The organism is Sporotomaculum syntrophicum (assembly GCF_009932395.1).
GTDB lineage: Bacteria > Bacillota > Desulfotomaculia > Desulfotomaculales > Desulfallaceae > Sporotomaculum > Sporotomaculum syntrophicum.
On the sequence record NZ_LSRS01000008.1, the window covers coordinates 7,752 to 23,255 of the forward strand.

Annotated in this window: 13 protein-coding genes and 1 CRISPR repeat array; of the genes, 6 read left to right on the plus strand and 7 right to left on the minus strand. The window is 47.0% G+C overall.

The features are described 5' to 3' along the window. The first annotated feature begins 64 nt into the window (after positions 1-64). A CRISPR array of direct repeats spans positions 65-3,880; the repeat unit is 29 nt; unit sequence GTTTTATCTGAACGTAGTGGGATTTAAAG. Between the two features lie 319 nt (positions 3,881-4,199). The 3 genes from SPSYN_RS13755 to SPSYN_RS13765 all read right to left on the minus strand — a co-directional run bounded on the left by SPSYN_RS13755 (position 4,200) and on the right by SPSYN_RS13765 (position 5,456). Then, positions 4,200-4,598 carry a DUF2178 domain-containing protein gene (locus SPSYN_RS13755; RefSeq protein WP_161823074.1) on the minus strand — a complete coding sequence of 133 codons (399 nt, stop codon included), beginning with the start codon at positions 4,596-4,598 and terminating at the stop codon, positions 4,200-4,202. Further along, the gene (locus SPSYN_RS13760) at positions 4,599-4,808 is read right to left on the minus strand and encodes a helix-turn-helix transcriptional regulator (protein ID WP_161823075.1); all 210 of its coding nucleotides are present in this window, start codon (positions 4,806-4,808) and stop codon (positions 4,599-4,601) included. Positions 4,809-5,183: 375 nt separating this feature from the next. Then, on the minus strand, positions 5,184-5,456 hold the full coding sequence (locus SPSYN_RS13765) for a sll1863 family stress response protein (protein ID WP_161823076.1): 273 nt from the start codon (positions 5,454-5,456) through the stop codon (positions 5,184-5,186). Positions 5,457-5,719: 263 nt separating this feature from the next. On the opposite strand from SPSYN_RS13765, the gene SPSYN_RS13770 reads away from it, so the two are divergent. From SPSYN_RS13770 to SPSYN_RS13790, 5 genes are all read left to right on the plus strand, one after another. Then, positions 5,720-7,318: an NAD(P)/FAD-dependent oxidoreductase gene (locus SPSYN_RS13770; RefSeq protein WP_161823077.1), complete on the plus strand. Its 1,599-nt coding sequence runs from the start codon at positions 5,720-5,722 to the stop codon at positions 7,316-7,318. Between the two features lie 50 nt (positions 7,319-7,368). Beyond that, complete coding sequence (locus tag SPSYN_RS13775; protein ID WP_161823078.1) at positions 7,369-8,619, plus strand: BaiN/RdsA family NAD(P)/FAD-dependent oxidoreductase; 1,251 nt, start codon at positions 7,369-7,371, stop codon at positions 8,617-8,619. 16 nt (positions 8,620-8,635) lie between these two features. Next, complete coding sequence (locus SPSYN_RS13780; RefSeq protein WP_243153062.1) at positions 8,636-8,845, plus strand: hypothetical protein; 210 nt, start codon at positions 8,636-8,638, stop codon at positions 8,843-8,845. Positions 8,846-8,999: 154 nt separating this feature from the next. Beyond that, positions 9,000-9,167 (plus strand): hypothetical protein, encoded by a 168-nt coding sequence (locus SPSYN_RS13785; RefSeq protein ID WP_161823079.1) that lies wholly within the window; start codon positions 9,000-9,002, stop codon positions 9,165-9,167. A gap of 81 nt (positions 9,168-9,248) precedes the next feature. Beyond that, the gene (locus SPSYN_RS13790; protein ID WP_161823080.1) at positions 9,249-10,532 is read left to right on the plus strand and encodes a [Fe-Fe] hydrogenase large subunit C-terminal domain-containing protein; all 1,284 of its coding nucleotides are present in this window, start codon (positions 9,249-9,251) and stop codon (positions 10,530-10,532) included. Here the strand turns inward: SPSYN_RS13790 and SPSYN_RS13795 are convergent. The 4 genes from SPSYN_RS13795 to SPSYN_RS13810 form a co-directional block, all read right to left on the minus strand. Continuing rightward, positions 10,529-11,188 carry a CPBP family intramembrane glutamic endopeptidase gene (locus SPSYN_RS13795; protein ID WP_161823081.1) on the minus strand — a complete coding sequence of 220 codons (660 nt, stop codon included), beginning with the start codon at positions 11,186-11,188 and terminating at the stop codon, positions 10,529-10,531. The two genes, SPSYN_RS13790 and SPSYN_RS13795, sit on opposite strands and share 4 nt — an antisense overlap. An 8-nt stretch (positions 11,189-11,196) precedes the next feature. Then, on the minus strand, positions 11,197-11,412 hold the full coding sequence (locus tag SPSYN_RS13800) for a zinc ribbon domain-containing protein (protein ID WP_423828294.1): 216 nt from the start codon (positions 11,410-11,412) through the stop codon (positions 11,197-11,199). Beyond that, positions 11,413-12,672 (minus strand): stalk domain-containing protein, encoded by a 1,260-nt coding sequence (locus SPSYN_RS13805; protein ID WP_161823082.1) that lies wholly within the window; start codon positions 12,670-12,672, stop codon positions 11,413-11,415. It lies immediately after the preceding gene. A gap of 191 nt (positions 12,673-12,863) precedes the next feature. Further along, a complete protein-coding gene (locus SPSYN_RS13810) occupies positions 12,864-13,550 on the minus strand; it encodes a hypothetical protein (protein ID WP_161823083.1) in 687 nt (228 codons plus the stop codon). Between the two features lie 320 nt (positions 13,551-13,870). Here SPSYN_RS13810 and SPSYN_RS13815 point away from each other — a divergent pair, with 320 nt between their 5' ends. Next, the gene (locus SPSYN_RS13815) at positions 13,871-15,433 is read left to right on the plus strand and encodes an exo-beta-N-acetylmuramidase NamZ domain-containing protein (RefSeq protein WP_161823084.1); all 1,563 of its coding nucleotides are present in this window, start codon (positions 13,871-13,873) and stop codon (positions 15,431-15,433) included. Positions 15,434-15,504: the final 71 nt, after the last annotated feature.

Below are 15,504 nucleotides of genomic sequence, written 5' to 3' on the forward strand. Positions count from 1 at the left end.
TTTTATCTGAACGTAGTGGGATTTAAAGCAGTATGCGCGGATCACCACGAATGGGAATAAGTTAGTTTTATCTGAACGTAGTGGGATTTAAAGATATATGGTAAATCTGATATGTGGGATCGGCTTTAAGTTTTATCTGAACGTAGTGGGATTTAAAGATGTTATTAAGGAAAGAGATAAAATTAATCAATATGTTTTATCTGAACGTAGTGGGATTTAAAGCGAAAAAACTATTAATAACCATAACAGCAGCCAGGGTTTTATCTGAACGTAGTGGGATTTAAAGATGTATTATAATATTATGATAATCATAAAGTTATATGTTTTATCTGAACGTAGTGGGATTTAAAGGAAGGTTTTGAAGACGAAGAAGTGACAATCATGTTTGTTTTATCTGAACGTAGTGGGATTTAAAGATTTAAAACAATGCTTGGACGAAACAACACTGAAATGTTTTATCTGAACGTAGTGGGATTTAAAGATAGAACTAAAGACAATTAAAGAATTAATGTTGGCAGTTTTATCTGAACGTAGTGGGATTTAAAGCAACATTATATACCTGATATTATGAAGGCTTTAAAAGGTTTTATCTGAACGTAGTGGGATTTAAAGAAATATAATTATGGATTAAATGAAGATTTTGAAAAGTTTTATCTGAACGTAGTGGGATTTAAAGCAGCAGACACAGGTATCACTCATATGTATTACCTCCGTTTTATCTGAACGTAGTGGGATTTAAAGATCAATTAGGCCGGCTGGTAGCGCGGATGATAATGTAGTTTTATCTGAACGTAGTGGGATTTAAAGATCCAAGGCCGTGCTCGGCTTGGAACCGGCGACATACGTTTTATCTGAACGTAGTGGGATTTAAAGACGCTGACCACCACCGCCGCCGCTACCAGCCAGTGCAAGTTTTATCTGAACGTAGTGGGATTTAAAGCCGCTTTATCAAAAAGGCAGCCCGGCTTTATAAAGAGTTTTATCTGAACGTAGTGGGATTTAAAGAAATTTGATAATTTTGTGATTGGTAAGCGTAAAGAAGTTTTATCTGAACGTAGTGGGATTTAAAGAAGGTTGGCCTGGGGCTGCTACGCTTTATCGTCTGCGTTTTATCTGAACGTAGTGGGATTTAAAGTCAGCTCTCGGGTGATTTTCACCGGCGCAGGACCATGGTTTTATCTGAACGTAGTGGGATTTAAAGATTTGGGTGTGCCCGGATTAGCAGATGGTGGTTTGGGTTTTATCTGAACGTAGTGGGATTTAAAGCTGTTACCGCAGTTGGTCTGTTGCGGTCTTTGCGGGTTTTATCTGAACGTAGTGGGATTTAAAGATGTAGCATCACCTTATCGCGCCGGTGGCCACAAACGTTTTATCTGAACGTAGTGGGATTTAAAGACTAATTGGGAACGGTATAAAACACAATCTTTATAGTTTTATCTGAACGTAGTGGGATTTAAAGATATTTATTATCCCTATGACCCAGGCAGCACTAAATCGTTTTATCTGAACGTAGTGGGATTTAAAGTTGCTATTGACGATGGAGACGCAGGATCTGCCGGAGCGTTTTATCTGAACGTAGTGGGATTTAAAGTTTTTTATTACCTCCTAATTTATCCTCTTATTTTTAAGTTTTATCTGAACGTAGTGGGATTTAAAGACAAGTACCTTGTGTACAAGCGAATGCCGCATCATAGTTTTATCTGAACGTAGTGGGATTTAAAGTAGTAATAGTTATCTAACGAAGCTAATTTAGGAGCGTTTTATCTGAACGTAGTGGGATTTAAAGCAGTTAAGGAAATAAAGGCACTTGTAGGAGAATCGATAGTTTTATCTGAACGTAGTGGGATTTAAAGGAGTATATAATGTCCTGTTTAAGGCGGGATAGAGATTGTTTTATCTGAACGTAGTGGGATTTAAAGATTGTAAAAGCAATACTACCTGGAGGATATAAATCGGTTTTATCTGAACGTAGTGGGATTTAAAGATGTTTATCCTCACAAACTCAGGCACACCTTTGCTAGTTTTATCTGAACGTAGTGGGATTTAAAGAGGGGTAAATTTGGCCTGGATAGTTGTGGTATTTTGAGTTTTATCTGAACGTAGTGGGATTTAAAGTTGCCATGTCTCCGGGGAAAACCCACGCTTTTTTAAGTTTTATCTGAACGTAGTGGGATTTAAAGATCTCTGTAAAGTATGAGTCCGCTGATTGTTGATTGTTTTATCTGAACGTAGTGGGATTTAAAGTTTGTACGGCTCTGGGTGTGATACCGTATATTTTTGGTTTTATCTGAACGTAGTGGGATTTAAAGACATTTACTTTAGAAGCATATTCGCCGCAAAGGCGGTTTTATCTGAACGTAGTGGGATTTAAAGCTAATATTAGCATTAGGATCAATACTCATATCAGCGTTTTATCTGAACGTAGTGGGATTTAAAGGTGTTGATGTTACGCTGGTGCCTGGGGTAGTGGCGTGTTTTATCTGAACGTAGTGGGATTTAAAGTCTCATTAAGCATTTCAAAACCCTTAAAACTTTTTCGTTTTATCTGAACGTAGTGGGATTTAAAGGAAGCAAAAGTGATAGATTTTATGCAGGAAAATGTGTTTTATCTGAACGTAGTGGGATTTAAAGTAATATTATTAATTTCAGCACCGCTTCCTAATACTTGTTTTATCTGAACGTAGTGGGATTTAAAGAAAACTTATCATTGATTCCTAACAATTCACTTCTAAAGTTTTATCTGAACGTAGTGGGATTTAAAGGGGCTATAAAGACGAGCACTTTATAGCCTTTATTTAGTTTTATCTGAACGTAGTGGGATTTAAAGTGTATAGTTTGCTTCATCGTCTACAGCCTCTAGCCCGTTTTATCTGAACGTAGTGGGATTTAAAGATAATTATTGCCGGCGGTTAAGCCAGATAAATTAAGTTTTATCTGAACGTAGTGGGATTTAAAGATAGTTGCCTATATCGGCAACCGTTATAATTCTTACGTTTTATCTGAACGTAGTGGGATTTAAAGTAATACACAATTAGGCACTGATGTTTTACTTAGTAGTTTTATCTGAACGTAGTGGGATTTAAAGTTAAAAAAGCGGTTGAGGTGCTAAAGGAAAAGGGTGGGTTTTATCTGAACGTAGTGGGATTTAAAGGTGTGTTGCCGGAGAAGTTTTTACTCCCGGAGTGGCGTTTTATCTGAACGTAGTGGGATTTAAAGGAGAAAGCGAAGAGTTGCAATGGTTTGCGGCTCTTCGCGTTTTATCTGAACGTAGTGGGATTTAAAGACGCTTCAGCCAGCTTCATAGCTAATCTCGGTCCCGGGTTTTATCTGAACGTAGTGGGATTTAAAGACAATCACCGCTTGTCTAACAAGTAACTCCCATATGTGGTTTTATCTGAACGTAGTGGGATTTAAAGATGCAACCGCCCGTGGCCTTGGTGAATCCGGTGTGGTGTTTTATCTGAACGTAGTGGGATTTAAAGAAGCAACCCGCGCAACACTGGCGCGGGTTGGTGTAAAGTTTTATCTGAACGTAGTGGGATTTAAAGCTAAAAACAACTCCTTTGCAATAAAAAAAGGGGCAGGTTTTATCTGAACGTAGTGGGATTTAAAGACCGCAATATCTACCGGATCACCATCGAAAGATATCGCTTGTTTTATCTGAACGTAGTGGGATTTAAAGATTAGTGCAGGATGAAGAAATAAACTTTGCTCTATCCAGTTTTATCTGAAGGTAGTGGGATTTAAAGTTTAAACCGGACTCAATTTCTGCAAGATAATCGTAAGTTTTATCTGAACGTAGTGGGATTTAAAGTCATATTCTTCGCATCTGCGTTTATCTAATAAACCAGGTTTTATCTGAACGTAATGGGATTTAAGAATAGTTGATGCGCCTGATGGATACTGGTTGTTTTATTATGAAAAGAAACACCATAATAATGTAGGTATTTATGTGTAAGTGGACACAAGGCCAAATAACAATTCTTGAGTTGGTATACATAGTATTGTCGCTTCACACGGGCTTTTGCCTCTGCTTGTCTCATGAAGAAAGGCGTACCGGAAGACGAATGCATTTAGACAGGTTAAGGTTTGCGGTTTTTATAGGAGAATCTTTGTTTTAGAAGCACAAAAACCAAGAAGCAGGAGGTCCGCACTCCTGCTTCTCTTTTCCGGTCTCAGCGTCTATTCTGGCAGCACGGCTATTCCTTGCTATTGAAATAGTAATAGAAGCCGATGTGTAGAAGAACCAGCACGAAGATCACCATCCCCAGCATGTTATAGGGATTAACTGTAATCTCCGGTCCAAAGATAGATCCAATCAAAACAAATAGTGCACTCGCTATAAGGAAGGTGCTGCATGCAGCATAGGCAGCCTTTCGGGTTATATAGTAAACCCTCTCGTCGTAGGGATTCAGACCTTGGTCCTGCTGTTCTTTAATCTTTTTGGTTTTTATGTTGCGAACTACAAACACCGCTAGGGTTGCAGCTATAAGACCGGTTCCCAGACCTACTTTGTCAAGGTACACCGCCCAGATTCCCAGTGCCAAAAGTACCACCTGAAAACCGGTACCGATTTTAAAGCGAGCCTGAGTTGTCATTTATTCATCCTCCTTTTCGTCTTCCAACAGAAACACATCTTCAATCATCAACCCGAATACCCGGGCCAGTTTATGGGCCAGTATCAGTGAGGGGTTGTATTTTCCTCTTTCCAATGAAATGATGGTCTGGCGTGATACCCCCACCCTGGCCGCTAGGTCCTCCTGAGTCAAAGACCCCCTCTCTCGCAGTTCTCTAAGCCGGTTCTTCATAAAAACCACCACTGTTTCTTAAGGTAAAGTTGACTTTACATATAGTATATTCTGTAACCTACATAATGTCAAGCTTGCTTTACATAATAAACAGAAGAATTTTGTTTTTTGCCAAGGGGGACAGCTACATGTTGATCGTAGAACCATGCGCTGGTTTGCCTGTGCCTAGCACTTTTGTCCATCATCGGGATTACTGGTTTTCCCCAGGTTGACCAGGGAGCTACGCAGTCAGGAATATAGACCTGGCTATTCTTAACTACATGCCATTATCAATTTCAAAGATGCCAATATATAACAAATGGCAGGGTTCCCAATTCGGAAACCCTGCCATTATCGTTTTATATGGAGGGAAAACTGATTATTTGCAGGTCTTTGTTAGTCCCGTTTAAACTTAGCGGCTGCTTTGCTGGCGGCGTTGGATAATTCGCTCCAGGCGTCCTTGACGCCGTGCTTAATATCGCTCCAGGCATCTGCGGAGTTTTCCTTTAATTCCTGAATATTCTCCTCAGCTGCTTCAATTTTGTCGTCATACTCCAATTGAGCTTCGGCCCGGACTTGCTGGACATTGGCCTTTAATTCGTCAACTTCTGCCTGCCGCTCGTTGAGCTCGCCTTCTAATTTGTCCATATAAGCTTTATCAGGATCCATAATTAAAATTCCTCCCTTTGGTTTTGGCCGGGCATTACTACTAGTTGGTTCCGCCGGCCAATAGAGCTATTTATCTTCCATCTCTAGTATTTCCTGCCTGGTATGATCTTAGTCACTTGACATGGGGCAAGTTAGGATGTTTTTGCGGGCAGGCTTAAAGCTATGTTAAATTATTCTTTGGGGCAATCTATAAAGGTAAAGGATTTACCCGGGCAAGGTCTAATAATTAATTTCATACTTCGCCAAATAAAGGAGCTTGTTTAATGCTCAGGGTTACCGGGATCAAGCTATCCCTTGATGAAGATAAAGCGCTGATAAAAAATAAAGCAGCGAAAAAGCTGCGGGTTAAGGCCAACGAAATCATTAATTATCGTATCTTTCGGGAATCCATCGACGCCCGAAAGAGTGACCAGATTTTTTTCGTCTATACCGTTGACGTGGAGCTGAACAACGAACCGGCGGTGCTGAAAAGGCTTAAGGGCGGTGAGGTAACCGTTACCCCATCCATGGATTACCGCCTGGTGCAGCCGGGGTCCCATAGGCTGCCCCACCGGCCTGTGGTGGTGGGCCTGGGACCGGCGGGTCTTTTTGCCGGACTGCTGCTGGCCCGTCTGGGCTACCGGCCGGTTATCCTGGAAAGGGGCGCCGATGTGGACACCCGCACCCGGGCGGTGCGCTCCTTCTGGCAGACCGGCCTTCTGGACAAAGACTGCAATGTCCAGTTCGGCGAAGGCGGCGCCGGGGCTTTTTCCGACGGCAAGTTAACCACTTTAATTAAGGACAAGCGATGCCGCCGGGTGCTGGAGGAAATGGTGCTGGCCGGGGCGCCCGCTGAGATTATGTATGCATATAAACCGCACATCGGCACGGATCTGTTAAAGAACGTGGTGAAGAACATTCGCCGGCAAATCATTGAGCTGGGCGGCGAGGTGCGGTTTAATAGTAAAGTAACGGATATTTTTATCGAGGGCAACCGGCTCACGGGCCTGGAAATCAACGGCGAGCCGGCTCTGGATGCTGAGGTGGCGCTGCTGGCCATCGGGCACAGCGCCCGGGATACCTTTGCCCTGCTGCACAGCCGGGGGCTGCAGTTCTCACCCAAGTCCTTCTCTATCGGTGTCCGGGTGGAGCATCCCCAGGAGCTGATCAACCGTGCCCAGCATAAAAGCTTTGCCGGGCATCCCAGGCTGGGGCCGGCAGAATACAAGCTGGCTTACCACTCGCCCTCCGGGCGCTCGGCATATACCTTCTGCATGTGCCCGGGAGGGATGGTGGTAGCGGCGGCCTCAGAGGACGGAGGCGTGGTTACCAACGGGATGAGCGAGCACGCCCGGGACCGGCAGAACGCCAACAGCGCGCTGCTGGTGGGGGTGCGTCCTGATGATTTCGGCAGCGACCATCCCCTGGCCGGGGTGGAGTTCCAGCGCCGGTGGGAAGGGCAGGCCTTCAAACTGGGCGGGGGGAACTACGTTGCTCCGGCCCAGCTGGTGGGGGATTTTCTTAGCGGCAGGCCATCTACCGGACCGGGCGGTGTTGAGCCCTCCTATCCCCGGGGGGTAACCTATACTGATTTAGCTGCTTGCCTGCCCGGCTATGTTATAGATACATTAAAGGAAGCGCTTCTGGATTTTGACCGCAAACTAAAGGGGTTTGCCCTGCCGGAGGCAGTGCTGACCGGGGTGGAAACCAGGAGCTCTTCACCGGTGCGCATCTACCGGGATGAGCAGGGCCAGTCCAATATCGCCGGTATCTATCCCGCCGGGGAGGGGCCCGGCTATGCTGGGGGTATTATTTCCTCAGCTGTGGACGGCATGCGGGCAGCCGAGTTTATCGCGCTGCGGTACGCGCCGGGAACGGCATAATTTAATCAAGCGTTACGAAGCACATGTTGAAGGGTGAATGGGGTTATCAAATGAAGGATTACGGTGCAAGAAAAATTAAAGTAGCCGTTGTAGGGGGCGGGGCTGCCGGGCTGATCGCCGCAATAGCGGCACGGTATAACGGCGCCGGCGTTACTGTGCTGGAGCGGATGGACCGGGTGGGCAAAAAAATACTGGCCACGGGCAACGGGCGGTGCAATTTAAGCAACACCGATTTGGATATTGCCCATTATCATGGCACGAACCCCAAATTTGCCTTTGGGGCCTTGAGCCGCTTTGATTTCCATCAAACCATGGAGTTATTTGAACGGCTGGGTATAGCCTGGAAGGTGGAGGAGGGGGGCAAGGTGTTTCCGGTTTCCAACCAGGCTTCCAGCGTGCTGGACGTGCTGCGTCACGAGCTGGAAACGCTGGGCGTGGAAACCCGGTGTAACGCCGAGGTTAAGGAAATTGAGCCCAAAAACAGTGGTTTTATTATGCACCTGGGTGATGGCAGCCGGTTTAAAGCCGACCGGGTCATCCTGGCCACCGGGGGCAAAGCAGCCCCCCAGCTGGGCTCCAACGGCAGCGGCTACCTGCTGGCTCAAAAACTGGGCCACAGTATTGTGGAGCCTTTTCCCGCGCTGGTGCAGCTGAAGTTGGCCGCTGATTTTTTAAAGCAAGTTTCGGGGATTAAATTTATTTATCTGGCGGAAATACAAGTGGCGGCAAAACCCCTGGCCCGCGCCGAAGGCGAGATACTGTTCACCGATTACGGTATTTCCGGCCCTCCGATACTGGCGCTTAGCCGTTCTGCCGGTGAACACCTGCGCAGGGGAGAGCCGGTTACACTTAGGCTGAATCTGATAAATTACATGTCCCGGGATGAGCTGGAGTTGTTCATTATTAAACGTTTGCAGCAGCAGTCCCATAAAACGCTGTCGTTTAGCCTGGTTGGCTGGATTAATAAAAGGCTGATCCCTGTGCTGTTAAGAGAGGCCGGCATAGTGGATATTAATAAACCGGCCGGGCAGGTTACTGTTGCCGAGAGAAATGCTATAATAGATATATTACAGGATTGGCGCTTTGAAGTTACCGGCGTTAATACCTGGCAGCAGGCCCAGGTTACCGCCGGGGGGATTAATGTTCGGGAAGTTAACCAAAAAACCATGGCCTCCAAGCTGGTGCCGGGACTGTTTTTAGCAGGGGAAGTGCTGGATATAGACGGCGACTGCGGCGGCTACAACTTGCAGTGGGCCTGGTCTTCGGGTTACGTGGCCGGGGTTGGCGCGGCCACACTATAATAAACTGGGGGGAGAGATGGACATGTCGGAGTGCGGAAGCTGTGCCTCGTGTAGTTTCAGTATTGGTGATAAAGCCAAGGAATATAGAAATGGTGACGGGAAACCGGCGGTTAAATGTACCCTGTGCGGCAAAGAAGTTACCTTCGATAAATTGCCTGGAAATCGCCGGGTAACCTGCCCGGAATGCGGGACGCGCATTGAAGTGATTCCCTTGCTATTAAATTAATTAATTAAACTGTTGGTGAATTCAGGTAAGCGGCGAGTTTTATAGATTAGGATTGACTGTCGAAACAGCTTTAAATCACCCGGTAACGGGTGGTTTTTTTTAAGCTTCCGTTAAAGTGAAGGTTGATTCTACAACGCAAAGCGGGAGGGAGTCCATGAACAATAAAATTGCACTTCAATTATTAGCACTAATTTTTAGTGCTGGAACAATAGTTGCGGCTATTTATAACCTGGTTACAAGAGGAAACTCAGGACTTTCAGTTATACTAATGGTCTTTGCTTTAATTTTTATCACTGCATATAGAAATCAGAAGAAGCATTAACCGGACTGCATGGTTCCGAGCATGAGAAAAGCAATATATGGCCATATTAACCTGGAATCAAACTAGTCAAAGGTGATCCAAATGAGTAATAATCGGTATGATCAGATTTTTAAAAAGCTGGTGAAAACTGCTTACCAGGGTAATCTGCCGGAGGAGATTGAAAAGATCCGGGACGGCGACGGTGTTACAGACCAATACCTGCTTTATGCTTCGGGCGGCGGCGACCCTAACAGGGTGGTCTTTAAGGTCAGGGGCGCTCAAGGTGCTTGTGCTAAAAGCGATGATATGGGCGAGGCAGCATGTCTTTTTGGCGCCATCGTGCGTGACATGGAAGGTAACGTAGTTATTGCGCCCAAAAACTGCAACGGGTGCGGTGAGTGTGTAGACGTCTATAAGCATTACTCCCTGGTGGATAAAAAGGAATTCGTACCGCTGATTAAATTGCTGCAGGACCGCAAGGTGCCTGTTTTTGCCATTATAGCCCCTGCTTTTATCGGCCAGTTCGGCCCGGCAGTGACCCCCGGTAAAATGCGGGCGGCGCTGAAGCAGCTGGGTTTTTACGGCATGGTGGAGGTGGCACTTTTTGCCGATATTCTCACGCTGAAGGAAGCGCTGGAATTTGACCGGCATGTAAACGACGAAGATGATTTTATGCTCACCAGTATGTGCTGTCCCATCTGGGTATCAATGGTGAAAAAGGTTTACCGGGATTTAGTGCCGCACATCTCGCCTTCCGTTTCGCCGATGGTGGCCTGCGGCAGGGGGGTTAAACATTTGCATCCCGGCGCCAGGGTGGTATTTATCGGACCCTGCATTGCTAAAAAGGCGGAAGCCAAGGAGCCCGATATTCGGGATGCCGTGGATGCAGTGCTGACCTTTCGGGAATTGGAGCAGATATTTGCAGCGGTGGGTATTAACCCGGCTGATCTGGAAGAAGACGAGAGTGAGCACTCTTCCGGTGCCGGGCGAATTTATGCGAGAACCGGCGGAGTAAGCCAGGCAATTGCGGCCACCTTAAACAGATTAAGGCCGGACAGGAAGATTAAAATTAGGGCTCTTCAGGCCGACGGAGTACAGGACTGCCGCAGGATGCTCCAGGATGTTTTGGAGGGGCGTATTAACGGGAATTTTTTGGAAGGCATGGGCTGCAACGGGGGCTGTGTGGGCGGGCCCAAGGTAATAATCGATCTGGCGAAGGGCCGCCGGACCGTGGAGGCATATAGCAGAGAGGCCGGTTTAATGACGCCGGTGGATAACAGGTATGTTATGGAGCTGCTGCGGCGGCTGGGGATTCAGAATACTGCCGATTTTTTGGACAGCTCCAAAGCGGCTATGTTTATCAGGGATTTTGAGCGGAGGAACTAGCTGATCAATACCCAGGCATTGCCGGCGGAATGTACTATAAATGAGCCAAATACACCGTATCTTAAATAGACCAGGCTGTAAACCAGGCTGGGAATGAAATAAATTACGAAGGAAGCGGGTTCGGGGCTATGTAACAAGGCAAACGCGGTAGAGGTAACCATGACCCAGGCCCCGATTAAAAAAGCTGCCTGCCTCGGTCCGGCCAATTGGCGCACCAGTCCCAGACCGATAAAACGAAACAGCATTTCTTCCAACAAAGGTCCCAGTAAAATAATCGATGCTATGATCATAACAGTGTCTATGGTAATAACCCCCGGATTCGGCACATTAACCTGACCGGCCCCCGGGGCAACCAATATACCATATTGCCGGGCTGTTTCCCTGTAAGCTTGCAAACCCCAGCCCAGTAAAATACCGGCCATTATAAATACAGGTGCTGTTTTAGTTGTTTTTTTGCAGTCCCCCAGCAGTTCGTTAACCCGGCCCAGGCTAATTAATATTAATACCCCGAAAAGACCTGCCTGGCCAATAACCAGCTCAAAAGTTTCTTTTTTTACCTGCCCGGCTTTAAGCAATAACCCTAAAGCGGCAAGCAAAATAAAAAACCATGCCGTGAATTTTACATATTTGATATCCCTCTCGGCAATTATTTTCATACTTTAACCTAGCCACCAAAGAAGAAGTCTAGCACATTTAAGCCTGATTTGGTGCGATATAGCTCGGTATAACCGCATTTTTTACATGATACGGTTTGAAAGTGGTTGTGCTGAATGTCAAATAACTTGGACAGGCCTGTCCCCGTAGTTGCTATTTCGCTTATTTCTGCTTCGGTATGCCCGCATTTTATGCAGCCCCTTTGTTTATTGCCCTTATCCATCATCTAACTCCTTTCCTTAACGGTAGTTTTTAGCACCTGCCACATTTCATCGGAAATCACCCCTAAACGCCAGAGTGCGATGCCGTCCAGGTTATATCGCTTGGCAATGCCAACTTTGGTTAGTATGCTTTGCGGGGTTTCGTTGGGGGCTGAAATACCGAGTACCAGTTTTTCTGCCGGGATTACGGCTATAGCCGTCTCCACGGCTTGGATGACCTGGTTGACCGGTTCCGGTTTGGCACCATAATCGTAGGCCATAATGATTATTTTATCGGAAACTTGGCCTAATGCCTGGTAGTCATAACCCCGGTAGACACTGTTAGGGGCATGCAGGGTAAGGGTCAGGGGCTTGCCTGCGGCCTGTAGCTGTTCGAACAGTAAGCTAACGAAATCGGTAAAGCTGTTTTGCACAGCTTGCAATTGTTCTCCGGTATCCCGGTAACCCAAACCTTCAAGATTAAGGTTAACGCCTCCATAAGAATTGACTTCCGTCAATATATCTGTGGTTGCCTTATGCATGGCAGTCTCGTTAGTTAGCAAGTTAGTGATGGTGCCATCTTCGTCGGTGACATGAATAACCATTTCGGTGCCCAGGTTATATGAACGGGCTGCGTCAAGTATATCTTCCCAGCCATCAGGTCGTTGCCAGCCGGTCCTACTTTGCGTTAACAGGTTACCCTGCTCGTCAAGGCTGTACCAGCCCAGAGCTAGTTCAGATACCAGGCCGGTGTTTCCGGTCGATGTTCCAGGGTAAGGCACACCAAACAGATTGGTCCAGCTGCTGGTTTGGGCGTCACCCAGGACATAGAAACCCACTACAGCCATCTGCTGTGGGGGAGAAGTAATTATCACGGTGCCGGCAGCATTATCCCAAACGACCTGGCAATCAAAAGCTTCACTGAAAAACCGCAGCGGGATCAGCGTTCTCCCATCCAGATTTAACGGCGGCACATCCAGGGGGATGGGGGTTTGGTTGCGGTAACCGGTTAAGCTGCCCATTTGCAGCCGGACGTTATTGTTTGCATCGGTGGCGTTTACCGTTTGCGTAGTATTCTCCCAGGTGACTTGTACATTTAATGCTTCCGCGATAGCCCTAAACGGCACCAGCGTCCTGCCGCTTTGGATGACTGGCTGTACGTCAAAGTTAACCGGTAAACCGTCAATGAATACCGGAATGTGCTTGTTTTCTTGCGCCGAAGCCGCAGGAACAAGAACGCCGCCTAGCCAAGCTACCAGGGCAAGCATTAAGAAGATACGTTTCATGGCAGATTTCCCCTCCTGTATTAAGTTATTTGCTGCTTTGTCAGGATACTTCATACAGCATTATAACACGGTAATGATAAAGGGCGGTTGTTAATTCATGGTTATAAAAAACGATAACCCCAAAAAGTCCCTTTTTAAGGAACCCTTTGGGGTTAGGTGCACTTTAAACGTTCAACTGCTGATATTAGTGCTCAGTCACCGTTGGGTACGACGGGGGTGGAGTCTTCTTTATCCTCCGGCATCGTTTGGTCTTTAGCCGGTTCTTGAGCCGGACTGGTTTCCCGGGTCGGCGCGGGCCGCTCGATTTGCTGAATCGGCTCGTCCCGTCTACCCCGTTCTTTGTCAGTTATGGGCACCTGACTGACTGGTTGCCGGGTTGTTTGCGGTGCTGCTTTAGCTGCATTTGACTCGTCCTGTGACTCTTCGTCAGACTCTTCCTTAATCTCAAAGCCGACGCCATTAATCGTTTTATCAGTCTGTTCAAGCTTTACTGCGACCAGTTTGCTGTTTTCCTTCAACTCCTTGGCCAGGTTGCCATCTGTATAATCTAGTTGCACATCCAGCCAGAGGAAATCCTGGACGGGGACCATCTGGATTACTTTGCTTACCTTAAAGTTTTCCTTGTCCCGGCCGGTATTAATCAAGATATAGCTGTTATTATTCTCGCTCGCCCAGGTAACCATAGCCCTGTTTTCCATGGCAGTCGCTACTTTTTGGATGGCTGCGGGCAGTTCATCAACATCCACCTGGCTGAACCCGATGGTAGATTCTTTAGGAATCAGAGTTTGTTCCGGGGTAACCGGCTTTTGCTGGGCCTGGTTGCAGCCAAAGACGAGCAGGGTTGACAGTAAGATAACCAAAACGGTTAGTTTTTTCATGCTTGTACCTCCCGATTTTTGTTTTAGCTTGTGCCTAAAACAGCAGCCTTATACGCCTAAAGTAGTGCATGCGTTAAGATTACCGGTATCAAAAATATCAACAATCTGGTAAACACAGGAACTAAATAAGCTGTAGCAGCGTCTGAATATTTAAAGAAGCTATTGTGTGGTAAGATGATGAGAAGGGTGGTGTTGTTTGCCTGGTGAAAAGGTGCATCTAACAGGCTTGGTTTTAAGCTGGTGCTGGTTTTATCGTCTTGCTGCTGTATAATTGGCCTGGCAAATTTGATAAACACTGAAAGGAAAGGAACGGTAAACAGATGCGAAAAATATTGATGCTCCTGGTGGCGGTGGCGGTATTGCTGCTGTCCGGGAACGCGGCACTGGCCGCAGCGGCTGATTTCAAATTGGGCAATGAGTTGCTTATGACCAAGTATCACCACTTAATTGCCGGTAAAAAGGTGGGCCTGGTGACCAACCAGAGCGGCGTGAACAGCCAGGGCCAAAGCACCATTGATGTGCTGGCGGCAGACTCCTCCATTCAGTTAACGGCCCTGTACGGACCCGAGCACGGTATTGACGGCAAGGCGCAAGCCGGCGCCTATGTGGAGTCCTACACCCACCCGGAACTGGGCATACCCGTGTACAGCCTTTACGGGGCTACCCGGGAACCCACCGCCGAAATGCTGCAAAACGTGGATGTGCTGGTTTTTGATATACAGGATATCGGAGCCAGGTCGTACACCTATATGTCAACTCTTAATTACTGCATGAAAGCGGCGCAAAAAAATAATAAAACCGTGGTGGTGCTGGACCGTCCCAATCCTGTGGGGGGCGTGATAGTAGATGGGCCAATGATGGAAGACCCTTATATCACCTTTGTTGGGGTGGATAACTTACCTATGGCCCATGGCATGACAGCCGGGGAGCTGGCCAGGTTCTTTAACCGTAAAATCGGCGCCAAGCTCGAAGTGGTGCCGATGGAGGGCTATACCCGCTCCATGATTTATCAGGATACCGGCTTGGACTGGGTGCAAACTTCCCCTAATATACCTGATCTGGATTCTGTATTTGGTTATATGGCCACCGGCCTGGGGGAAGGAACGGGTATCGGCCAGGCGGATAAATTTAAATGGATAGGCGGCAAAGGCCTGGATGCGCAGAAATTCGCCGATTTGTTAAACAACGCGGGGCTACCCGGGGTCAGTTTCGTGGCTGAAACCATTAACGATAGAGGTGGGGTGCGGTTAAATATTACCGATTATCACACCTTTAACCCGGCTAAAACAGGTATCTACGCTTTAACTTACGCTCACTCGTTAACAAACTTTGCCGTGCCCAAAAGCGGGGCTACCGTGGTGATGTTCGATAAAATCATGGGTACCGACAAGATCGGCCAGTACCTGGAGCAGGGTTTATCGCCCCAGGAAATCGAAGCTAAGTACGCCGGGGCACTGAACAAGTTTAAGGAAGAGCGGAAGCAATATTTGCTGTATGGCAATGGGGAAGGCCAGGATACCGGGTCGGATGACCAGGGGCCCATTAGTGTGATTGTAGAAGGCAAGGCCATTGATTTTGATGCGGCTCCCTTTGTGGATGCCAATAACCGGTTGATGGTGCCGCTCAGGGCCATTGTCCAGGCGCTGGGTGCGACCGTGGACTTTGATGAAGCCACCAAGGAAATCACCATCGTGAAAGAAGACCAGACCAATGTATTCATGCTCAACAGTAATATGGTGCTGGTTGGTAAGGAGCTGAAGAGTATGGATACGATGCCGGTGGTTAAAAATAACCGTACTATGGTACCGGTGCGTTATGTGGGCGAATATTTTGGCGCTCAGGTCAACTGGGATGCCGCAGCCCGTAAGGTCACGGTTAACTAACTGTTTGCTTGTCAAGAATGCTCGTTGAAATTTCCTGGTTCTGGAACGTCATAGTTGATTAGGCAAAAAAT